This window comes from Bacillus sp. PK3-067 (assembly GCF_056738645.1).
Window position 1 is genome coordinate 3,827,001 of the sequence record NZ_CP096490.1, and the last position, 21,568, is coordinate 3,848,568.

Annotated in this window: 25 protein-coding genes and 2 pseudogenes; 5 read left to right on the forward strand and 22 right to left on the reverse strand. The window is 35.1% G+C overall.

Translation table 11 applies throughout. The features are described 5' to 3' along the window. Positions 1–87 precede the first annotated feature (87 nt). The 10 genes and pseudogenes from M1D73_RS19540 to M1D73_RS19585 form a co-directional block, all read right to left on the reverse strand. Positions 88–285, reverse strand: a complete 198-nt coding sequence (locus tag M1D73_RS19540) for a DUF3954 domain-containing protein (protein WP_481157953.1) — start codon at positions 283–285, stop codon at positions 88–90. 72 nt (positions 286–357) lie between these two features. Beyond that, a complete protein-coding gene (locus M1D73_RS19545; RefSeq protein ID WP_481157954.1) occupies positions 358–720 on the reverse strand; it encodes a cell division protein SepF in 363 nt (120 codons plus the stop codon). Further along, positions 695–884, reverse strand: a pseudogene (locus M1D73_RS19550) (hypothetical protein). Before M1D73_RS19550 ends, M1D73_RS19545 begins: the two are co-directional and overlap by 26 nt. Before the next feature lie 2 nt (positions 885–886). Beyond that, positions 887–2,209, reverse strand: a complete 1,323-nt coding sequence (gene dnaB / locus M1D73_RS19555) for a replicative DNA helicase (RefSeq protein WP_481157955.1) — start codon at positions 2,207–2,209, stop codon at positions 887–889. Beyond that, on the reverse strand, positions 2,206–3,162 hold the full coding sequence (locus tag M1D73_RS19560; protein ID WP_481157956.1) for a DnaD domain-containing protein: 957 nt from the start codon (positions 3,160–3,162) through the stop codon (positions 2,206–2,208). Before M1D73_RS19560 ends, dnaB begins: the two co-directional genes overlap by 4 nt. Before the next feature lie 279 nt (positions 3,163–3,441). Next, a complete protein-coding gene (locus M1D73_RS19565) occupies positions 3,442–3,726 on the reverse strand; it encodes a hypothetical protein (RefSeq protein ID WP_000998370.1) in 285 nt (94 codons plus the stop codon). Between the two features lie 177 nt (positions 3,727–3,903). After that, the gene (locus M1D73_RS19570) at positions 3,904–4,125 is read right to left on the reverse strand and encodes a hypothetical protein (RefSeq protein WP_000215317.1); all 222 of its coding nucleotides are present in this window, start codon (positions 4,123–4,125) and stop codon (positions 3,904–3,906) included. A 13-nt stretch (positions 4,126–4,138) separates the two neighbouring features. Then, the gene (locus M1D73_RS19575; protein WP_000537277.1) at positions 4,139–4,726 is read right to left on the reverse strand and encodes a hypothetical protein; all 588 of its coding nucleotides are present in this window, start codon (positions 4,724–4,726) and stop codon (positions 4,139–4,141) included. Between the two features lie 90 nt (positions 4,727–4,816). After that, a complete protein-coding gene (locus M1D73_RS19580; RefSeq protein WP_098093460.1) occupies positions 4,817–5,065 on the reverse strand; it encodes a hypothetical protein in 249 nt (82 codons plus the stop codon). A 52-nt stretch (positions 5,066–5,117) separates the two neighbouring features. After that, positions 5,118–5,306 carry a helix-turn-helix transcriptional regulator gene (locus M1D73_RS19585; protein WP_033693366.1) on the reverse strand — a complete coding sequence of 63 codons (189 nt, stop codon included), beginning with the start codon at positions 5,304–5,306 and terminating at the stop codon, positions 5,118–5,120. A 155-nt stretch (positions 5,307–5,461) separates the two neighbouring features. On the opposite strand from M1D73_RS19585, the gene M1D73_RS19590 reads away from it, so the two are divergent. The 5 genes from M1D73_RS19590 (at position 5,462) to M1D73_RS19610 (ending at position 9,870) form a co-directional block, all read left to right on the forward strand. Further along, positions 5,462–5,896 (forward strand): helix-turn-helix domain-containing protein, encoded by a 435-nt coding sequence (locus M1D73_RS19590; protein WP_000946008.1) that lies wholly within the window; start codon positions 5,462–5,464, stop codon positions 5,894–5,896. A gap of 12 nt (positions 5,897–5,908) precedes the next feature. Beyond that, on the forward strand, positions 5,909–6,337 hold the full coding sequence (locus tag M1D73_RS19595) for an ImmA/IrrE family metallo-endopeptidase (protein ID WP_481157957.1): 429 nt from the start codon (positions 5,909–5,911) through the stop codon (positions 6,335–6,337). Positions 6,338–6,379: 42 nt separating this feature from the next. Continuing rightward, positions 6,380–7,375, forward strand: coding sequence for a hypothetical protein (locus M1D73_RS19600; protein ID WP_481157958.1), 996 nt, complete (start codon positions 6,380–6,382; stop codon positions 7,373–7,375). 68 nt (positions 7,376–7,443) lie between these two features. After that, entirely contained in the window at positions 7,444–8,247 is an 804-nt protein-coding gene (locus M1D73_RS19605) for a hypothetical protein (RefSeq protein ID WP_242294613.1), read from the forward strand. 75 nt (positions 8,248–8,322) lie between these two features. Beyond that, positions 8,323–9,870 (forward strand): recombinase family protein, encoded by a 1,548-nt coding sequence (locus M1D73_RS19610; protein ID WP_481157959.1) that lies wholly within the window; start codon positions 8,323–8,325, stop codon positions 9,868–9,870. Positions 9,871–9,902: 32 nt separating this feature from the next. On the opposite strand, the pseudogene dpaB reads toward M1D73_RS19610, so the two are convergent. The 12 genes and pseudogenes from dpaB to infB form a co-directional block, all read right to left on the reverse strand. After that, positions 9,903–10,328: pseudogene (dpaB, locus tag M1D73_RS19615) on the reverse strand (dipicolinate synthase subunit B); the annotation flags it as partial. Beyond that, positions 10,325–11,227: a dipicolinic acid synthetase subunit A gene (gene dpaA / locus M1D73_RS19620; RefSeq protein ID WP_000954739.1), complete on the reverse strand. Its 903-nt coding sequence runs from the start codon at positions 11,225–11,227 to the stop codon at positions 10,325–10,327. The pseudogene dpaB and the gene dpaA, both read right to left, overlap by 4 nt. 170 nt (positions 11,228–11,397) lie before the next feature. Continuing rightward, on the reverse strand, positions 11,398–11,649 hold the full coding sequence (locus M1D73_RS19625) for a YlmC/YmxH family sporulation protein (protein ID WP_001239759.1): 252 nt from the start codon (positions 11,647–11,649) through the stop codon (positions 11,398–11,400). Positions 11,650–11,782: 133 nt separating this feature from the next. Continuing rightward, the gene (locus tag M1D73_RS19630; RefSeq protein WP_000592996.1) at positions 11,783–13,024 is read right to left on the reverse strand and encodes a M16 family metallopeptidase; all 1,242 of its coding nucleotides are present in this window, start codon (positions 13,022–13,024) and stop codon (positions 11,783–11,785) included. A gap of 86 nt (positions 13,025–13,110) precedes the next feature. Beyond that, a complete protein-coding gene (locus M1D73_RS19635) occupies positions 13,111–14,010 on the reverse strand; it encodes a polysaccharide deacetylase family protein (RefSeq protein WP_000868217.1) in 900 nt (299 codons plus the stop codon). A 151-nt stretch (positions 14,011–14,161) separates the two neighbouring features. Then, entirely contained in the window at positions 14,162–16,300 is a 2,139-nt protein-coding gene (gene pnp / locus M1D73_RS19640) for a polyribonucleotide nucleotidyltransferase (RefSeq protein ID WP_000076737.1), read from the reverse strand. Positions 16,301–16,460: 160 nt separating this feature from the next. Beyond that, positions 16,461–16,730: a 30S ribosomal protein S15 gene (gene rpsO, locus M1D73_RS19645; RefSeq protein WP_001229392.1), complete on the reverse strand. Its 270-nt coding sequence runs from the start codon at positions 16,728–16,730 to the stop codon at positions 16,461–16,463. Positions 16,731–16,830: 100 nt separating this feature from the next. After that, entirely contained in the window at positions 16,831–17,802 is a 972-nt protein-coding gene (ribF, locus tag M1D73_RS19650) for a bifunctional riboflavin kinase/FAD synthetase (RefSeq protein ID WP_000766706.1), read from the reverse strand. A gap of 43 nt (positions 17,803–17,845) precedes the next feature. Next, a complete protein-coding gene (gene truB / locus M1D73_RS19655) occupies positions 17,846–18,769 on the reverse strand; it encodes a tRNA pseudouridine(55) synthase TruB (protein WP_000399352.1) in 924 nt (307 codons plus the stop codon). Positions 18,770–18,855: 86 nt separating this feature from the next. Beyond that, positions 18,856–19,212, reverse strand: coding sequence for a 30S ribosome-binding factor RbfA (rbfA, locus tag M1D73_RS19660; protein WP_000776437.1), 357 nt, complete (start codon positions 19,210–19,212; stop codon positions 18,856–18,858). 15 nt (positions 19,213–19,227) lie between these two features. After that, entirely contained in the window at positions 19,228–19,509 is a 282-nt protein-coding gene (locus tag M1D73_RS19665) for a DUF503 domain-containing protein (protein ID WP_000582363.1), read from the reverse strand. Continuing rightward, on the reverse strand, positions 19,506–21,566 hold the full coding sequence (gene infB / locus M1D73_RS19670) for a translation initiation factor IF-2 (RefSeq protein ID WP_000036343.1): 2,061 nt from the start codon (positions 21,564–21,566) through the stop codon (positions 19,506–19,508). Before infB ends, M1D73_RS19665 begins: the two co-directional genes overlap by 4 nt. Positions 21,567–21,568: the final 2 nt, after the last annotated feature.

The window sequence follows — 21,568 nt, forward strand, 5'->3', positions numbered from 1 at the left end:
TTTCCATTAAATGTACTACCTTAATTGTTTCATTATCTTTAAATTCTTCTATATAAGTAAAGAACTTACCCTGTGTTCATTCATTTTCTAGCATCCAAATAATTGAGTTTTTCGCTCATCCATACGAATTACTTTCCCATTTTTATACACAAATATTTGTTCTCCATATCCAGTTTTTGGTGGTTCAATTGAATGAATCTGACCATCTTTCACAACGTAAATCATATTTTCTGTTAAAGAAATTTCCGCTTTTATCTTAGCAATATTTTCATTAATTACTGCCACCGTGACCACTCCCATATGTTATAATTACTTTGTCGAATTAAGTTGAGAGTGATCTCAGCTTTTTTTATTTGTCTATAGATATTGCACAACATTTTCCGGAAGAAATAATTGTTCCAGTGATAGATGGAGCCGAATTGGAATCGGTTCTTTTTCATCTCTTGCTCGTTTACACATTTCTTCTGCTTCTTCCCATGCAAATTGCTTATCCTCCACTCGCTTATAACGCCAAATCCCAATTGTATAATCCTCAAATAATTCGTAACGTTCATCAGGCGCTGTCGTTGCTTTTAATTCATCAATCGCTTTGACTTGGCGTGGTATTTGCACAACCACATCTGCATACCGTAATTTTGAATTCAAACGGTGAATATGAGCTTTCTTAGGATCAAATGATACAACTGGCTCCACGTCAAAAATTGTTAATTGCTTTGGCATTGTTTTTTCCCCTCCAATACCTGCAAACTTGCTATTAGAATCCCTTCAAGCTGCGTTAACGTTAATTGATCTAATGTTTGTCCATTAATTTCAGCTAATCCTAAACCCAATAATTTACGAATGATTATTAGTTTTCTACGTTCTACTTCCTGACGTAACAACATGATTAAACCTCCTGTTGATGATTGAACTTTCTCTCTAAATTTACAAACTTACTAAATTCTTTAATGAATGCTAGTTCAACAACACCAACTGGACCGTTCCTTTGTTTCGCTAAAATAATTTCTGTTATGTTTTTATTTTCTGTCTCGCGATCATAGTAATCTTCACGGTATAAGAATGCGATTAAATCCGCATCTTGCTCAATTTGACCATTCTCACGTAAATCTGATAGCAACGGTCTCTTATCTTGCCTACTTTCTACAGCACGACTTAACTGTGATAATGCAACTACACATACATTTAATTCCCTTGCCATCAGTTTTAACTTACGACTAATCTCACCGATTTCTTGCATACGGTTCCCTCTATGCTTTGGATCCCCTACAATAAGCTGCAAGTAATCAATTGCAATTAAAACCTTTTTATCAGGGTACTTACGCTTTAATTTCCTAGCCTTTGCATAAATCTCTTGCATCGTTACATTTGCTTTATCGTAAATTTCTAATGGCAAATCATTAATTAATCCCATTGCTTGACTAATCTTTTCCCAATCCTTTAAATTACATAGCTTCTTAGGATTCTTTAATTTTGTAGCCTCTATATTTCCAGTACTTGAAATCATACGTTTAAGTAACTGTTCTTCTCCCATTTCTAATGAAAAGATTCCTGTTGCTGTATGAGCACTTGCTGCATGAAAAGCAACGTTTAATACAAATGCTGTTTTCCCCATTGAAGGGCGGGCACCGACAATGATTAAATCACCCTCTTGGAACCCTGCTGTCATTCTGTTCAGGTCGTCATAACCAGTTGGTATACCGGTTAAATCTCCTACATCAACTTGCATGTTCTTATACAAATCAACAAGCGTATCTTTCAAGTTAAATTCATCTGAGTAACCCGTTTCTTCAATTGCGCTTAATTCATCAATAGATGTACTAATAACACTCATGTCCCTATCTTGCTGAAGGCGGTTATATAAATTACCAGCAACCTCTTGAGCATGTCTCATTTTCCATGCTTCGATAACTAAGCCTTCGTGATACGAGAAATTTTTAGTAGTCGTAACAACTTCTGTTAAGTTTACAAAGAATTCAATTCCGCCAATTTGATGCATAAAGCTTTCATCGAATTTTCCAATGAGAGCAACAAGATCTATCGGAACCTCAGCATCCTCTAATTCTCTCATTGCCTTAAAAATTACTTGGTGTGTTGGTAAAGAAAACTGTTTTACCTTTAGCTGACAATCTTTAATTAAATCGCCTTCTTGGATTATGCTACCTAAAACACTTTGTTCAGCTTCAACATTGCGAATCATATCGTTACTCATTTGGCCAACCACGCATTCTGTTGGTTAAGTACTGCAAGTTCTTCTTCTGTTGGAATGTTCTGCTCCCATGCTTGTTGCTGCTGTATTACGTTTTTAGTAGTTTCCGATAATCCTTTTTGTTGATAAGGTGCTTGTGTTTGTTGCTGCGATTTTGTTAATCGTTGAGCACGAAATGCTTTATCAGCTGCCTCAACATCAGTTACTGTTTTAAAGCCTTTAAGATGCCAATCTCTTAAAATCGTATTTACGTAAGACATGTTTCTCGTATTCTTCTCTAAAGCAATCTCCATAGCCTTAATAACTAGCTCTGCATTTAAATCATCTATCCAAGCATAAATACCATCTGCGATAAAAGGTGTAATGAATCCGAAGTTTTGCTCGTAAAAAGAAATTGGATTAACCTCAACAACTTCTTCCGCGCCTGCGCGTTCTTCTTGTTGTTGTTGTTGTTCTTTTTCTTTTTCTTCTTCTTTTTCTTCTTCCTTGCTAGGGTCTTGGAAGCCCCTTATAAGCCCCTCCAAACGGACTGATAAATACTCTTTAATACGAGGAATTTTAAAATCTTGCTCTTTTTCTAATTGCAAACAAGTTTCATAGAAATCAACTAAAAAATCCTGGTCCTTCACAGATTGAATCTCTTTTAAGACACACTTTTCAATGTTTACATTTTTAATTGGATTGAATTTTAACCAGTTGATTAAGAACAACTCTTTTGTTTTTTGGTTGTAATTAATTTTTCCGTACTCAGCAAAACGTTCTAATAGCTTCATAACAGTTTCACGGTTATATCCTGTATCAGTTTCAATGATACGAAGTGGAAGCTCATAGATTCCTGATTGAGACGTCTTACTATTTGTCATCAAATATAAGTAGAAATACTTCTCCTCCGGTGTAAGATCTAAAACAAATGAATCCTGCCAAAATGAAACGTGTACTGGTCTATAAACTGCCATATTATTCATCCTCCCGTTTACATATCACGAATCCGTCCTCTACACGTAATAAGCGATAATTCTTGTATCCTATTTTGAGATATTGTTTTACTAAGTAAATTAGGTGTTGCTCTGATGTTGCTTGTTGAAACACTTTAGGGTTCAGCAACACTCTATGTAACGATTTGTCTAATAACATGTAGCACACTCCGTTGTTATACGAATGCTAATTTGATATAATTAATCCCAAGATCTTTTGCAAGACCGTTTGTCTATCACTCTGCCAAGTGATAGATCTTTTTATTTTCTACGTGTTACTAACGAAGCGTTAACTCCTCTTGCTCTTAAATCTTTAATCACTACACGATAACTCATCGATGCCTCATGTTCCTCTTTTGTATCACGAAGCATTTTAAATTCCCTTATACAGCGCTCTAGCTCTTCTTCCCAGTGATTTGATTCTTCAGTTGATTCTGCATTAAACATGTTATGAATACATTCACTCATACAGTTACGAAGTTTATTCGCAAATGAAAAATCTCCAGGAAGAACAAGATCATGAAGACGATTATTTTTATCGTTCATGAATTACATCTCCTTTCTAATTAATTTGATGCTGTACGCATCGTTACAACCAGAAAGGATTGTAGAGGTATGGGAGGAACAATCCCTTTCTGGTCATAACGACAAGCACAGTGGCTTGTCCAAATGATTTATATAATGTTATAATTGCTTTACGATATTTTTCAGAGCTACTGTTGTCTAGGCGGTAGCTTTTTTATTTACCCATTTATGCTTCAAAATAAATGATGCTTCTATAATTTTGATTCGAATCCCCAACAATTTCTTCTCTTGCTTTAACTCAACTGTTTTTGAATCCTCATTGAGTAATTCTGCTATTTTAATTTCACCAGTTAGTTTTGCATCATAGCGAATTAATTCCTTATATTCTCTTAGACTCGGTTTCTTATAATCTACTGTCATTTTCCTTCCTCCCTCAAAGCACCTTTGTTAAATTCATTAAGCTATCGACCGATTGAATAATAACGTTTTCCGCCATAGCCTTTTGCAACCAACTTCTTTGTATTTGTTCCATAATGCCAAAATGAACTTGCTCAAGAGCTTGTACTACACACTGAGTAGCTTGGATTGTATCGAAGATTTCTTTTGCATGAACTGCGTATTCATGTTTCTTTTTTTCATCATGTTTCCATGACCTTGTTGTAACTTGTAAGTTCATGATTTCCTTTGCTGCCGCAATTCCCTCTTCAGCTTGTTTAATGTAGTTCATCAATTGTAGATTTACATCTTGAGTTAAACGTGGATCTGTAGGTGGTAACCCAACACCATAAATATGTTTAATTGCTTGTTGATTTAACTTTGCTCCTGTTGCATGGCACCAATCCATAGCAAGTTCAAATTCTGGTTTAGAAAGTCCAGATTCAATACGGGTTAATCTTTCATGTGTAATACCAAGGTACTTAGATAGTCCTTTCTTCGTTTTCAGCTGAACATTGTCACAACATTCTCTAGCATTCTGTAATAATTCCCCTATTGCTGAATTGCAGTATATGCTTGTTCCCATATCTGTTCGCCTCCATATTTAGTTTTCAAATAGTTACAATGAACTTAGTACATATGTAACTTGTCTACTTTTCGTATAAAAAGAGAGGAACTATTCCTCAACGTTTTCTTTTACTTGTATCTCTTTGATGATGGCCCAACCAGCCTTGTAATATGCTTGACGGATTTTATCAATATCCTTTTGTGATTTTGGCTCAGGAGCCACAACATGGACTTTCGTTTTTCCAAATTCATAAGTCGCCGCATATTCTTCTTGTTGGCTCATGGTGTCACCTCTTGAAGTGCTTTTTATATGTGTATGCGACGGTTCTGTTGGTACTGCCATGTTAGTTGATGGCATTTTCTCACCCGCTTTCCATCTATTAAGTATAAGATTCTTGTACTCTTGTACATCAAATTAAATCCTTTACATCACTACCAAGAATAGTGGCTAACCTAATAGCCTTTTCAAGATTTGGATTACTATAACCATTTTCCCAATTACTTATTGTAGATTTTGTAACTTTCATTCTTTTTGCAAGATCTTGTTGCGTTAACTTGCTTTTTTTCCTAGCTCTAATTAATTTGATATTTTTGTTCACTGTCTCGCTCCTTGTATAAGTATTTTGTACTTTCATTATATGTATAAGATTCTTGTACGTCAATACATTTGTACAATTATCTTGTACAAAGTTTTACAATCCATCTTTATAAGGTACAATATCTTTGTACTTTTTATTAACGGGAGGTGCTAAAAATGTTGAGACAAAGATTAAAAGAGATGCGTAAAACGCGTAAGCTCACTCAGCAAGGATTAGCCGATAAAGTAAATACCACTAAAGGCACCATTAGTAACTATGAGAATGGTCATAGCACTCCCTCAAACGAAATGCTAAAAGATTTAGCAAATGTTTTAGGAGTAACAACAGATTATTTATTAGGAAGAGAAGATGAATCAAGGATGTCTAATGCACTTCCTGATTTAAACAAAAAAGATACTCGTGATATCGCTCGTGACTTAGAAAAGACTTTAAAAGACTTAGAAAATAGCGAAGATGCTTTAATGTTTGACGGAGAACCAATAGACGAACACACAAAAGAAATGATTCGTATTTCTCTAGAAAACTCTATGCGCATGGCAAAACAATTAGCAAAACAAAAATTCACTCCAAACAAGTATAAAAAAGATTGAACGGAGCGAGAAATGAAAATTAAAGACTACGTAATGAAAATCGTAAAAAAACACGGCACAACAAACCCCTTTGAAATTGCTAAACGAAAAGATATTATAGTGTTGTTTGAAGACCTTGGAAATACTCTTGGTTTTTACAACACTTATAAACGCTTTAAATTCATTCATATTAATAATAGGATTGATGAAACCACACAACGCTTTGTCTGTGCTCACGAACTAGGACATGCTCTATTACACCCAAAAGCTAATACTCCATTTTTACGAAATAAAACCTTTTTTTCTGTAGATCGATTAGAGATCGAAGCAAATACATTTGCAGTCGAACTCTTATTACCTGATGAAATGATTTCAGAATATCAAGATACAAATCTATCAATTCAAGAAATAGCTGAGATCTATGGAATTCCAGAAAGTTTTGCTAGTTTAAAAAGTTATTAATATGAATTTAAAATACAAATTTATAAGTTAGGAGCTACATAAATGAAAATATTTTTCTCATTTCTATTTGCAATAGCAATGCTAGCCACGTTTATTTTATTAATCACATCTTTGGTATTTCGCTTAAAAAAGAAACCAAACACTAAGAAATATTTTAAGTTTACAGGTATAGCCTTTATTTTATCTATTATTTCATTAATTGTAGTTAACATGAACATGACACCACAGGAAAAACAAGAAATTCTCGCTAAACAAAAAGCTGAAGAAAAGCTAAAAGCCGAAGAGAAGCAAAAGGTTAAAGAACAAAAAGAAACTGAAGAAAAACAAAAAGCCGAAGAAAAACAAAAAGCTAAAGAGCAAAAAGAAGCTGAAGAAAAGCTAAAAACCGAAGAGAAACAAAAAGCTAAAGAGCAAAAAGAAGCTGAAGAAAAGCTAAAAGCCGAAGAGAAACAAAAAGCTAAAGAGCAAAAAGAAGCTGAAGAAAAGCTAAAAGCCGAAGAGAAACAAAAAGCTAAAGAACAAAAAGAGGCTGAGGAGAAACAAAAAGCTGAAGAGAAGAAGTTAGCTGAGGAACAAAAAAAAGCTGAAGAAAAACAAAAAGAATTTACTTCCTATGCCCAAAACATTAGAGGTGGTAATTTTATTAAGGATATGAAACTTAATAATAAAGATGCTGAAATTACATTCCATGATTCATTTGCATCTTATAAATCAGCAAAACCAGATAGCAACGTTACTGAAGAACAATATAAACAATATTTTTCAACAGGGGATGCCATTGAGAAAATGTTTGTAAGTGAACCTGCTAGATTACTAAGACAATTTCCAGATTTGAATACAGTAAAAATGACTCTGCCGTTCGATGGGAAAACATATAGTACTAACTTGGATAGAAGTTCTTTGAATACATATCTTGGATTTAAGATTGAAGATTTAAAAGTTGAAGATAAATCTTGGGTCAAAAAATTTAACGATCCATACGTGTATGATAAAACTAAACGTAACGCATTCTTTAAGAAATTTGTTACAGCTCAATAAAATAACATTCTTGTTAAGGAAGTACGCTAAATTCTATTAGCATTACTTTAAATCAAAGGAGAATCACAATGGAACAAATAAACACCCTACTTTCTTTTTTTACTAAAGAAATTTGGACTTTTTTAGCTACTATTGCTCCAATAATCGGTATCATTATTACCTATACAAATAAAAGTAACTTTGATCTAATTTTTGAAACAAAGCGAACTCGCTTATTGGTAAGAACAACAAAACTATTAGTAAACTCCCTGTTTCTCTATATAATTTTCCAATTTTTATCATTCGCATTTTCTTATAGTATAAGTAGCCTAGAGTTTCTTACCTCTAAGATATTTTTTCAATTTATCCAAATATCTTTTATCCTGGCCTTATTTATAATTATTTTCTATATAGTACTAACTCTAATTAAAACTAAGATACCCCAAAATTGGGATCGCTTATTAAAATTACTTATATTTTGCACAAAAAAAACTGGCTTTATCTTATACTGTTATTTTTTCATGGCATGTATATACCTTCAAGCTTTAAACTATTTAACCCTAAAAAAAGATTTATTTGCACTTACATTAACCCAAGAACAAGCAACTAGCTTTTTCTTGTCTCCTTTTATAGAAATTATATTTTTAATTGCAATTTTATATTTACACCTTATCAATCAAGGTGGGATTAAAAAATATAACTATTTAATGGAAATCCTTACATATAACGATATAAAAGATCTGAAATTGGTACATTTATATACTAAAAGCGAGAACGAATGGATTCTTGTAGAAGAGAACGATGTACATACTCAAGATACTGTATATATATTTAAAAAAGATAGTGAAAAATGCTACAAGTACACTAAAGTTGAAATAAATCCCCCTTCCTAGAATGTTTTGGAAGGGTATTTTCTTCTGCTCTTTACTCTCTTCCCATATAATATCTAATAATAAGGAGGTACTACTATGAAAACTGCAATCTACCTACGTAAGTCCCGTGCCGACCTCGAAGCTGAAGCACGCGGCGAAGGCGAAACATTAGCAAAACACCGCTCTACCCTGCTGAAAATTGCCAAGGAAATGAACTTAAATGTTTTAGCTGTCCGTGAGGAAATCGTTTCTGGTGAGAGTTTAGTGAAACGACCGGAGATGTTAGCATTACTTGAAGAAATTGAAGATAATAAATATGATGTTGTTCTTTGTATGGATATGGACCGTTTAGGTCGTGGCGGTATGAAGGAGCAAGGAATCATTTTAGAGACGTTTAAACGCTCGAATACGAAGATTATGACCCCTAGAAAGACATATGACCTTAATGATGAGTGGGACGAAGAATATAGCGAATTTGAAGCGTTTATGGCTCGTAAGGAGTTAAAAATTATTACGCGTCGTATGCAACGCGGCCGTATAGCAAGCGTGGAGGCTGGTAATTACCTCGGTACCCATGCGCCTTATGGTTATGATATCCACCGTTTAAATAAGCGAGAACGTACTTTAACAATTAATTCAGAAGAAGCTTCTGTTGTAAGAATGATATTCGATTGGTATGCAAACGAGGATATGGGCGCTAACGCAATCCGAAGCAAATTAAATGATCTTGGCTACAAAAGTAAGCTAGGTAATGAATGGAACCCCTACAGCATCTTAGATATATTAAAAAATAATGTGTACATCGGAAAAGTAACGTGGCAAAAACGAAAAGAAGTAAAACAGCCTGATGCCGTAAAAAGAAGTTGTGCTCGTCAAGATAAATCAGATTGGATTATTGCTGATGGCAAACATAAGCCAATCATACCGGAAAGTTTATTTGAACAAGTACAAGAAAAATTAAACTCAAGATATCACGTTCCTTACAATACGAACGGAATTAAAAATCCTCTAGCTGGCATTATTAAATGTAGTAAATGTGGTTATAGCATGGTCCAACGTTATCCGAAGAATCGAAAAGAAACGATGGATTGTAAACACCGTGGCTGTGAAAACAAATCAAGTTATACTGAATTAATTGAGAAGCGTTTACTCGAGGCATTAAAAGAATGGTACATCAATTATAAAGCTGATTTTGAAAAACATAAGCAAGATGACAAATTAAAAGAAACGCAAGTCATTCAAATGAATGAAGCTGCATTACGCAAGCTTGAAAAAGAATTAGTGGATGTCCAAAAACAAAAAAGTAATTTACATGATTTATTAGAACGTGGCGTTTACACAGTCGATATGTTTTTAGAACGCTCGAATGTTGTTTCTGACCGTATAACTGAAATTACTTCCACGATGGAAAACTTAAAGAAAGAAATTAAAACCGAAATTAAGAAAGAAAAAGTGAAGAAAGATACAATACCTCAAGTAGAGCATGTTCTTGATCTGTACTTTAAAACAGATGATCCTAAAAAGAAAAACAGCCTCCTAAAGTCGGTTTTAGAAAAAGCTGTTTATAAAAAGGAAAAGTGGCAAAGGCTCGATGATTTCGAACTTGTGCTTTACCCTAAGCTCCCTCAAGATGGCGACATATAAGCGTTTATGCTTTGTCGTCACCTTGTTGGTGTAATTAGATTTACCCCATTTAATCCTAAAGCATCATTCGTCGAAACTGCCAATACGACAGGCTTGCCATTTCTTAGCGTCGCTTTTGCTGCCATTAGTACTGGAGAATCTGTCATTGCATTTGCAAATTTACTCATAGAATTTCCTGTTAAAGGAGCGATTACCATGCAGTCTAATGGAATTTTAGGTCCAAGTGGCTCTGCTCCAACAATTGAATTAATTGCTTTAAAACCTGTTATTTCTTCAATCTTCTTAATCCACTCTGCTCCTTCTCCAAATCTAGTATTTGTTGATTGAACAGTGTATGAAACAACAGGACGTACTTCTGCTCCTTCAGCAATTAATTTTTCTAAGTGCGGCATAACTTCCTCATACGTACAATGTGAACCTGTAAATCCGAAACCAATTCGTTTCCCCTTCAAACTCATTTCTTTTCCTCCTCCTTTGCGATTGCATCTGCTGCTAATAACTGAGAAAGAACATTTGCTAAGATTTGCCCAGCCGTTTTTGGGGCAACAATACCTGGTAATCCAGGTGCTAGCAATGCTTTGACTCCTCTTTTTTCTGCATATCTAAAGTCGGTACCGCCTGGTTTAGAAGCTAAATCAATCACTAACGTATGAGCTGGCATTTTTGCAATAACATTCGCTGTTACAACGAGGTGTGGAATCGTATTAATTACAATATCGATATTTCCTACTTTTTTCTCTATGTCTTGCATATGAAAAGGAGAAAACATCATTTCTGTAATACGTGCAATATGTTCAGATCGTCTTGCTCCAACTTTGACATGGGCTCCTAATGATTGAAATGCTCTCGCAACACTCATTCCTGTTCTACCAAATCCTAGAACCATTACATTGGACCCATGAATTGTATAGTCGGTATGTTGAATTACCATCATTAATGTACCTTCTACCGTTGGAATAGAATTGTATATTGCTACATCATCACGATCAAATAATTTAACAAGTTTTCGGTTCGTAGTAGATACGAGATTTTCCAAGTAAGGTGTACCAATACCTGAATATATAGTAAAGTGTTCTGGTGTATTTTCAATTTGTTCTTTCGTTATTGAAACTTTTTCATTTGAAAAAATAGTATCTACTTCTCCTTTGGCATTTGTACCGGCAACCGGCAAAATAATTGCGTCTACAGAAGTGAAATCTAAATTTTGTATACTTTCTTTTGCTGCCCCTGTGAAACCATGATCTAACTGATCAAAACCTATCAAAGAAAGTTTCGCATCCAATTCAACTAGCTTACGAATTACTTCTAGCTGCCTTGCATCTCCTCCTATGACAGCAATATGCATCTCAGTCAACATTCCCTAATTCACCTTCTTTTTCTGTCATTTATAAGAAAAGTGCCTACTTTTTCTTTTTCCTCCACATCATATGTAATGTACGAGTTTATGGTGATTGAAAATCCAAATGCACATATGATTTATCAGGTTTCTATGTAGATACAAAAAAAGATGACCAAAATGGCCATCCTTCACTCCGAATTTGAACGATCTATACTATCACAAAGAAGCATATCGTGTCCGACTTTCTTTATTTGACTCCATGCCACCCTTACTTCTTGTGGTTCCTTTTTAAAACCTCCCCACTTCCCTACAGGTATTATAAGTGTTTGTATTTGCCCGTCTTTCTCATTAATCTCTAAATCCATATAACCTAAGACTCCCATTTTTTCCGCTTTTTCTATATCTACAACCTCTTTACCACTTAATTCACTTAATCGCATACACACTCCACTCCCCTAATGAATTTTTCATTTGCATTGTCTATAATTAGTACCTATTCTATATGTATAAAAAAAATAACCTTCTCTCATTTAAAAAGAGAGAAGGTTATTTTTTATACATCGTAAAAATTGATTATAGTTTTATTCCTTTTGGAAGTTTTCCGTCTGGACTAATAAGTGCCGCAGAGAACTCGTCAGTAAACATATTGCGAATTAATCCGTCCACATTTTCTTTTGTTACAGTGTTTACACTTTCAATAATCTCATCAAGTGAACGATGTTTACGAAGAAGCAATTCATTTTTACCGTTACGGCTCATACGGCTATTTGTACTTTCTAAACTTAACATTAAGTTTCCTTTTAATTGCTCTTTACTATTCATAAGCTCTTTTTCTGTAATACCTGTATTTTTCAATGTCTCTAATGTTTCTTGCATTGTTTCATACAATGTATCTAATTGTTGGCTACCTGTTCCACCGTAAAGTGTTAACATGCCTGTATCTTCATAAGAAGAGTGGTAAGAAAATACTGAGTAAGCTAATCCACGTTGCTCACGTACTTCTTGGAATAAACGGCTACTCATGCTACCGCCTAAAACATTATTTAATACAATTAAGTTATAAATATCTTCGTGTCCCATTTGTAAGCCTTTATATCCTAGACATAAATGAGCTTGTTCCGTTTCTTTTTTACGGGCTACCTTATTGAAATGGAAAATTGGGCTATGTACTTGTTCACGGTTTGTTGTTCCTTCATAACTACCGAAATATTGCTCCACTGTTTGTAAAAATGCTTCATCAATATTTCCTGCGATTGATACAACTACATTTTCAGGTGTGTAATGATCTTTTATATATTGACGTAACGTATCACCTGTAAACGTATTAAGCGTTTCTTCTGTTCCTAAAATAGGATATCCAAGTGGATGCGTTTCATATGTTGCTTTCGTTAACATATCATGCACAATATCATCTGGAGCATCTTCGTACATTTTAATTTCTTCACATACGACATTCTTCTCTTTTTTCAGTTCTTCCTCATCAAATGTTGAATTAAAGAACATGTCTGCTAAAACATCTAAAGCATATTTAGCATGCTCATCTAATACTTTTGCATAGTAACATGTATATTCTTTTGAAGTAAATGCATTCACTTGACCACCAATGCTATCAAATGATTCTGCAATCTCTCGTGCACTACGTGTTTCTGTCCCTTTAAAGAACATATGCTCTAAAAAGTGAGAAATCCCGTTATTTTTTTCATTTTCATTTCTTGATCCCGCATGGATCCAAATACCAATCGCAACCGATCTTACAGTTGGTATATTCTCCATAACTATTCTTACACCATTTTTACAAGTATATTTTTTAATCAAAAACTTTCCTCCTACTGCCAGTTTCTCTAAATAAGTGCTATTATTTAATGATAACAAGTTTAAGGATGAATGTCATGCAAATGTATTTAATCCACACGTTTTTCATCCAGTAATTCTGTTATATTCCCCACTTTATATCCTTGTTCCTTCAATTTTTTAATCATTGTATCTAATGCTTCTGCCGTTGACGAAGTAGGATGCATTAATACGATAGCACCTGGGTGTATTTTTCTCATTACTCTCTGCAATAGTACATCTGGCTCAGGTCGCTTCCAATCGATTGTATCGACAGTCCACATAATCGTTCCCATTTGGAAATCATCAGCGATTTTCACGACTTCATCCCGAAAACTTCCACTCGGCGGGGCAAACCATCTTACTTTTTGATTCGTTACTACTTCTATCATTCGATTTGTTTTTTGTAACTGCTCTCGTATTTCATCAGACGATAGCGTTTTCATATTAGGGTGCGTATAAGAATGATTTCCGACTTCTTGATTTGCATCGACAATCATTTTTGCAAATCGTAAATTTTCTTTCACCCAACGTCCTTCTAAAAAGAAAGTGGCCTTCACATCATGCTTTTTCAATATCTCTAATATGCGAGGCAAATACTCATTTCCCCATGCCACATTTATTGTTAATCCTACCATCTTTTTATTTGGATGGCCTCTATAAATTGGAGCGGGTGATAAATCTTCTAAATGAACACTCGGTGAGACTTCTTTGAATTCAAGATATTTTTGATCAAATTCCTTTAGCTTCTTCATATTATTATACGATGCTTCAATATCCACTTGTCTTCCATTATATCCAGGTGTTGCCTTCCATATTTTATCAATCATCGCATTTTGAGGTGCAATCTCATACTTTTTTGCATGCTTTTGAATTTCTTCATGCAAGTTATCTTGTGCAAAAACAGAATAAGAGCCTAAACTGACATATAAAGAAAATATACATATGTATGCCAATATACGAACTTTCATATAAACCCTCCCAAATTAACTATATAAAAACATTTTCTTCTTATCTTTGTTAATTTGAGCGTTATAATGAAAACTATACCTATGCTGACATAAAAATATATATAAATCATATTTTTACATAACAAAAAAAGCCAGTTAAACTGGCTTTTACTTATTGCTGCTCTTGTTTGTTTTCTTCTTTAGCAGCTTCTTTTTCTTGCTCTTCTTTTAGCAATACTTTTCTAGATAGATTTACGCGACCTTGCTTGTCAATCTCGATAACTTTAACTGTAATTACATCACCGATTTTTACAACGTCTTCTACTTTACCTACACGCTCAAGTGCAAGTTCAGAAATATGAACTAATCCATCTTTACCGCTGAATAATTCAACGAAAGCACCGAATTTCTCAACACGTTTCACTTTTCCTTCGTAGATTTCACCTACTTGTACTTCGCGAACGATATCTTCGATAATTTTCTTAGCTTTGTCGTTCATTTCTTGGTTTATTGAAGAAATGAATACTGTGCCATCTTGCTCGATGTCAATTTTAACGCCAGTTTCTTCAATAATTTTATTGATTTGTTTACCGCTCGGTCCGATAACGTCACGGATTTTATCTGGATTAATTGTCATTGTAATAATCTTTGGAGCGTACGCTGATAATTCAGTGCGTGGCTCTGGAATAACAGATAACATATGATTTAGAATGTGCACACGACCAACTTTCGCTTGTTGTAATGCCTCTTCTAAAATTTCACGAGATAGACCATCGATTTTAATGTCCATTTGTAGTGCAGTTACACCTTGTGCTGTACCTGCTACTTTAAAGTCCATATCACCTAAATGATCTTCCATACCTTGAATATCAGATAAAATTGTGTAATGCTCACCAGTTTTAACTAGACCCATTGCAATACCTGCAACTGGAGCTTTAAGTGGAACACCAGCATCCATCATTGCTAAAGTACTACCACAAATACTTGCTTGTGAAGTAGAACCATTTGATTCTAAAACTTCAGATACAAGACGTACTGTGTATGGGAAATCTTTTTCAGATGGAATTACAGGCTCAAGTGCGCGTTCTCCTAGTGCACCGTGACCGATTTCACGACGACCTGGTCCACGCATTGGTCTTGTTTCACCAACACTAAATGATGGGAAATTGTAATGGTGCATAAAGCGTTTTGATTCTTCTACACCAAGACCATCTAAAATTTGCACATCGCCTAATGCACCTAATGTACAAATACTTAATGCTTGTGTTTGTCCACGAGTGAACAAACCAGAACCGTGTGTACGAGATAAAATACCAACCTCTGATGCTAATGGACGGATTTCGTCACCTTTACGGCCATCTGGACGGATTTTTTCAACTGTAATAAGACGACGTACTTCTTCTTTTACAATTTTATATAAAATCTCATTTACTTGTCCTAATGTATCAGCGTCAGCTTCCTGCGCTTCGTAATGCTCAATAACACGCTTTTTCACTTCGTTAATTGCATCTTCACGTGCATGTTTCTCATGTACTTGAATTGCTGAATGCATATCTTCTTCAGCCATTTCACGTACAGCTTGGTTAAGATCAGCGTCAACTTCATAAAGTTTCACTTCTGATTTCTCTTTACCTACAGCTTGTACAATCTCTTCTTGGAATGCAATTAGACGTTTAATTTCGTCATGACCAAACATAATTGCTTCTAACATTGTTTCTTCAGGTACTTGATCTGCTCCTGCTTCAACCATGTTAATCGCATCTTTCGTACCAGCTACAACTAAGTGGATATCACTTTGTTCTTGCTGTTCTACTGTTGGGTTAATAACGAATTCGCCATTAATACGGCCAACTGTCGCACCAGCGATTGGACCTTCAAATGGAATATCTGAAATCGATAACGCTAATGAAGAACCAAGCATAGCTGCCATTTCAGAAGAACAATCTTGATCAACACTCATTACAATGCTGACAACTTGTACTTCGTTACGGAAGCCATCTGCGAATAGCGGACGAATTGGACGGTCGATTAAACGACTTGCCAAAATTGCTTTTTCACTTGGACGACCTTCACGCTTAATAAAACCGCCAGGAATTTTTCCGACTGCATATAAACGCTCTTCATAGTTTACTGTAAGTGGGAAGAAATCTACATTTTTTGCTTCTTTTGATGCAGTTGCTGTAGATAGAACCGCTGTATCGCCATATCTTACTAATACTGCTCCGTTCGCTTGTTTTGCAAGCTGACCAGTTTCAACTGTTAGCTGGCGACCAGCTAAATCTATCGAGAAGACTTGCTTTTCTTGACTCATTTAAGTACCCCTCTCAATTTAAAGTATTCAATTCTTCTATGTAAATGGATAGTATATCACAATATTCTACCTCTAGTATTGCCTAAAATTAAGTAAGCTATAAAGCGTAGAAGATATATTTTTACCTAACAAAAAAGCGGGAATATTCCCGCTTCTTTGACTATCGACGTAAGCCAAGCTTTGTGATTAATTCACGGTAACGTGTGATATCGCTATTACGAAGGTAAGTTAGTAAGTTACGACGTTTACCAACCATCTTTAATAGACCACGACGTGAATGATGATCTTTCTTGTGAGTACGTAAGTGCTCGTTTAGAGTGTTAATTTGCTCCGTTAGGACAGCAATTTGAACCTCTGGAGAACCAGTATCAGTCTCATGAGTTCTAAATTGTGCAATGATTTCATTTTTACGTTCTTGTGTTAAAGCCATCCTATTTCACCTCCTATTAATTAAACCCCCAATTACCTAGCAAGCGTCGGTGAGTCGCAATGCCAAGCAATGGTTGTCATAAAGTACATAACATAGAATACTACTTTTCATTTGAAAAAGCAAGTATATTCTTTTCGCTCATAAAATATTCTTGTGCTGTTTTCTTATCTTTTGCGATTTGTTCAACTAACTCATCAATACCGTTGAATTTCTTTTCTGCTCTTATACGCATATGCCACTCTACTGTAACATTTTGATCGTATATATCTTTGTTAAATTCAAATAAGTGCACTTCAATTGATAATTGACGCTCATCTTCTTTAAAAGTCGGTTTATATCCAATATTACATACACCATCGTACCATTCATCGTGAACTTTTAATCTCACTGCATAAACACCTACAGGTGGCAATAAATACTCATCACTTAAACCTACATTAGCTGTCGGGAAACCAATTTGACGCCCACGTTTGTCGCCGTGTATAACTGTTCCCGCTACAGTATAGGCTCTACCTAAAATAGATGGAATTTGCTCCATTTCGCCATTTCGAATTAACTTTCGTAATGCTGTAGAACTTACTTTCTCTTCTTGAAATTCAACTTTTTCAATCACAGTCTGTGTAAACTCCCCTCTTGCATGAAATGGTAAAGTCTCCATCTTTCCTTTTCCTAAACGTCCATATGAATAATCAAACCCTGCTACTACATGCTTTACATTTAAACCAATAATATAATCATCTACAAATTGTTGCGGTAATAACCCTGCAAATGATTCATCAAATTTAATCACATATAATATATCGATTCCTAAGCTTTCGACTATTTTTTCTTTATCACGCATTGGTGTAATATACTCCACATGCGCATCCTTTTTCCCTAAAACAACAGATGGATGAGGATGAAATGTCATAACTGCACTTTTATATCCTCGTTCGTCCGCTATTTTTTTCGCAGTTCGAATTACACATTGATGTCCTAAATGAATGCCATCAAAAAATCCTAATGCCATTACAGTAGGTGGTAATTCTAATTTATTTTGTTCATGTGGATGAGTTAAATGAATAAGTTTCACGCTTGAATTCACCTTTTTCTGTAATAATCCTTCCAATAATTCATTATAGCTTTAGTTCTTGATTATTCACAAGTACTTTCATCGGCTTTAACATGCCAGGATGTTTCGGATGATGTTCATAAATTGCTAAGCAACGATCATTTTTATCAAACACTGTAATAAATGGTGCTGTTATTTCTAATTCATTCTTTAAGAACATACCATTCTTTATTTTCTCTGCTTGCTTTTCATCTACAACCATTTTTGGAAACTTACTTAATGCTTCATCAATTGAAATGAAGATAGACTCTACTGTTCCATTTTGCACGTTTTCTTCAATTTCTTCAAATGATATGCAATCTTCTAATAAAAATTCACCAGATGCCGTTCTTACAAGGTGAGACATATGTGATGGGAAACCAAGTTTCTCCCCGATCATTACAGCTAACGTTCTTACATATGTTCCTTTACTACACGTTACACGGAAACGGAATGAAATATTTTCTCCTTCAAAAACTTCACGATCATCAAGTAATACGAATTCATGAATTGTAATTGTACGAACTGGACGTTCCACCTCTTGTCCTGCTCTTGCATATTCATATAATTTTTTCCCGTTTACTTTTACAGCCGAGAACATTGGTGGCATTTGTTCAATCGTGCCTGTTAATTCCGCAAGGACTTTCTCTACTTCCATACGAGTAATAGTACGATCTACATTTTTCGTTTCAACAACCTCACCAGAAGCGTCTTCAGTTGTCGTTGAAAACCCTAATGTTACTTCACCTTCATATGTTTTCGTTTCACTTGTTAAAAATTGTGCAATTTTCGTTGCTCTTCCAACGCAAATTGGTAATACTCCTGTTACATCTGGATCTAATGTTCCCGTATGACCAATTCTCTTTTCTCGCAATATCTTTCTTAATTTAAATACACAATCATGTGATGTCATGCCTTTTGGCTTATGTAATAATACTACACCTTCCATATATGTTCACCTCATCATAATTCTTTCGTATTAAATATCCAAAACTTATTTTGCATTGAAAAAATGGATAGACAAATGTCTATCCATTATTCTTCACGTTTACCGTCTTTATTAATTTCATGTAAAAGTGTATCAATTCGATGACCATATCCGATAGACTCATCAAACTCAAAGGTAATTTCCGGTGTTTTACGAAGACGAATACGTTGGCCAATTTCTGAACGAATAAAGCCTTTTGCCTTCGCTAAACCTTTTAAAGTATTTTCTTTCTGTTCTTCGTCACCTAAAACAGAAATATATACTTTAGCAATTTGTAAATCACCACTCACTTGTACATCTGTTACTGTAACAAATCCAATACGTGGGTCTTTAATTTTACGACTGATAATATCGCCTAATTCTTTTTTCATTTGCTCGCCCACACGGTTCGCACGTAATTTCATAACTCTTCACCTCATTCAATACCATTCCAAATGTGTTATTGTACGTTCAATTTCAGGAAATGAATCGATGTACTCAAGTACACGATTCATTTCTTTTTCACAGATAACACGATTTGAGGATACGGAAACAATTGCAATTTCTGTACGTTGCCATACATCTTGGTGCCCAACTTCAGAAACAGCTACATTATAGCGCTGTTTCACACGAGTTAACACACGTTGTAAAATTGCACGTTTCTCTTTTAAAGAATGCACATCGTAAATCATACACTCGAATGAGAGTGAAGCGATAATCATCGCTTCACTTCTTCCATAATATACGCTTCAATGATGTCCCCTTCTTTAAGATCATTATATCTCTCAATTGTAATACCACACTCATAGTTTTGTGCAACTTCTTTTACGTCGTCTTTGAAACGTTTTAACGTATCAAGTTGTCCTTCGAAAATTACTACGCCGTCACGGATAATACGTACGCCACTATCACGCGTAATTTTACCGTCTGTTACATAACAACCTGCGATTGTTCCAACTTTTGTTACTTTAAACGTTTGACGAACTTCTGCTTGACCGATTACTTTTTCTTCGAATTCTGGATCAAGCATACCTTGCATCGCTGCTTCAATCTCTTCGATTACTTTATAAATAATACGGTGTAAACGAATATCAACGTTCTCTAATTCAGCTGTACGCTTCGCGTTCACATCTGGACGTACGTTAAATCCAATTACAATTGCATTAGATGCAGAAGCTAAAATGATATCAGATTCTGTAATCGCACCTACACCAGTGTGAATGATTTTAACTTTTACGCCTTCAACATCAATTTTACGAAGTGATGCTGCCATCGCTTCAACAGAACCTTGTACGTCTGCTTTTACGATTAAGTTAATTTCTTTTACATCGCCCTCTTGGATTTGTTGGAATAAATCTTCAAGGCTTAATTTAGATTTCTCACCACGTTGTGCAACTAACGCTTCTTGTGCACGTGATTCACCAATTTGACGAGCTTTCTTCTCATCAGCGAATGCCATGAAACGATCTCCAGCCTGTGGTACTTCGTTTAAACCAGTAATTTCAACAGGAGTTGATGGACCAGCAACTTTTACACGACGACCAATATCACTTACCATTGCACGAACACGTCCGAATGAAGTTCCAACAACGATTGGATCTCCAACTCGAAGCGTACCGTTTTGAACAAGTAATGTCGCGATAGTTCCTTTACCTTTATCAAGCTGCGCTTCGATTACTGTACCAGTTGCATAGCGGTTTGGATTTGCTTTGTATTCTTCTACTTCACTTACAAGAAGGATCATTTCTAGTAAGTTGTCAATGCCTTCGCCTTGAATTGCAGAAATTGGTACGAAAATAGTATCTCCGCCCCAAGCTTCTGGAACTAATTCATATTCTGTTAGTTCTTGCATTACGCGATCAGGGTTTGCAGCTGGTTTATCCATTTTATTCACAGCAACAATAATTGGTACTCCTGCTGCCTTCGCATGGTTAATTGCTTCAACCGTTTGTGGCATAACACCGTCATCCGCTGCAACAACAAGGATTGTAATATCCGTTACTTGTGCACCACGAGCACGCATCGTTGTAAATGCTGCGTGACCAGGTGTATCTAAGAATGTAATCTTCTTATCGTTTACTTCAACTTGATATGCACCGATATGCTGAGTAATTCCACCCGCTTCGCCTGCAGTTACTTTTGAGTTACGAATAGAATCCAGTAATGTTGTTTTACCGTGGTCAACGTGTCCCATGATTGTAACTACAGCTGGACGTTCTTTTAAGTTCTCTTCATCATCTTGCTCATCAATGAATGTTTCAAACTCAGTCTCGCTCACAATTACTTCTTCTTCTACTTCAATACCGTAGTCGTTAGCAATTAACTCAATTGTATCTTTATCCAAGTCTTGGTTAATTGTTGCCATAATTCCAAGCATGAAGAGCTTCTTAATAATTTCAGATGGCTCTTTGCTTAATTTTTTAGCAAGATCTCCTACTGTAAGGCTTCCAGAGAAAGTAATTTTATCTGGTGTTTCTACAATTTGAGTTTGTTGTCTACCAGCAAAGTTCTCTTGACGTTTGTCTTCGTTTCCTTTGCCTTTTTTCTTTTTCTTATTGCTGTTCTTTTTACTGCGAACAACTTTTTCTTCTACTTCAAACTCATCTGCAACAGAAGGTTTTTCAGTTTGATATTCATTATCTAATTTATTTACTACTTCATCGTCTAACATTGTCATATGATTCGAAACCTCGATATTCATTTCTTTTAGTTTTGTCATAAGATCTTTACTTGAGATATTATGTTTTTTTGCATATTCATGCACTCGAATTTTACTCATAC

Coding starts and splice junctions, on each gene's coding strand:
- M1D73_RS19580 (WP_098093460.1), bottom strand. CDS start 5,065: ATGCCATCAACTAACATGGCAGTACCAACAGAACCGTCGCATACACAT.
- rbfA (WP_000776437.1), bottom strand. CDS start 19,212: ATGAAATTACGTGCGAACCGTGTGGGCGAGCAAATGAAAAAAGAATTA.
- M1D73_RS19625 (WP_001239759.1), bottom strand. CDS start 11,649: ATGCGATTAAGTGAATTAAGTGGTAAAGAGGTTGTAGATATAGAAAAA.
- M1D73_RS19560 (WP_481157956.1), bottom strand. CDS start 3,162: ATGGCAGTTTATAGACCAGTACACGTTTCATTTTGGCAGGATTCATTT.
- pnp (WP_000076737.1), bottom strand. CDS start 16,300: ATGAGTCAAGAAAAGCAAGTCTTCTCGATAGATTTAGCTGGTCGCCAG.
- rpsO (WP_001229392.1), bottom strand. CDS start 16,730: ATGGCTTTAACACAAGAACGTAAAAATGAAATCATTGCACAATTTAGA.
- M1D73_RS19635 (WP_000868217.1), bottom strand. CDS start 14,010: ATGAAAGTTCGTATATTGGCATACATATGTATATTTTCTTTATATGTC.
- M1D73_RS19545 (WP_481157954.1), bottom strand. CDS start 720: ATGCCAAAGCAATTAACAATTTTTGACGTGGAGCCAGTTGTATCATTT.
- M1D73_RS19610 (WP_481157959.1), top strand. CDS start 8,323: ATGAAAACTGCAATCTACCTACGTAAGTCCCGTGCCGACCTCGAAGCT.
- M1D73_RS19665 (WP_000582363.1), bottom strand. CDS start 19,509: ATGATTATCGCTTCACTCTCATTCGAGTGTATGATTTACGATGTGCAT.
- M1D73_RS19595 (WP_481157957.1), top strand. CDS start 5,909: ATGAAAATTAAAGACTACGTAATGAAAATCGTAAAAAAACACGGCACA.
- dnaB (WP_481157955.1), bottom strand. CDS start 2,209: ATGAGTAACGATATGATTCGCAATGTTGAAGCTGAACAAAGTGTTTTA.
- dpaA (WP_000954739.1), bottom strand. CDS start 11,227: ATGTTGACTGAGATGCATATTGCTGTCATAGGAGGAGATGCAAGGCAG.
- M1D73_RS19565 (WP_000998370.1), bottom strand. CDS start 3,726: ATGAACGATAAAAATAATCGTCTTCATGATCTTGTTCTTCCTGGAGAT.
- infB (WP_000036343.1), bottom strand. CDS start 21,566: ATGAGTAAAATTCGAGTGCATGAATATGCAAAAAAACATAATATCTCA.
- M1D73_RS19605 (WP_242294613.1), top strand. CDS start 7,444: ATGGAACAAATAAACACCCTACTTTCTTTTTTTACTAAAGAAATTTGG.
- M1D73_RS19600 (WP_481157958.1), top strand. CDS start 6,380: ATGAAAATATTTTTCTCATTTCTATTTGCAATAGCAATGCTAGCCACG.
- M1D73_RS19590 (WP_000946008.1), top strand. CDS start 5,462: ATGTTGAGACAAAGATTAAAAGAGATGCGTAAAACGCGTAAGCTCACT.
- M1D73_RS19570 (WP_000215317.1), bottom strand. CDS start 4,125: ATGACAGTAGATTATAAGAAACCGAGTCTAAGAGAATATAAGGAATTA.
- M1D73_RS19575 (WP_000537277.1), bottom strand. CDS start 4,726: ATGGGAACAAGCATATACTGCAATTCAGCAATAGGGGAATTATTACAG.
- truB (WP_000399352.1), bottom strand. CDS start 18,769: ATGGAAGGTGTAGTATTATTACATAAGCCAAAAGGCATGACATCACAT.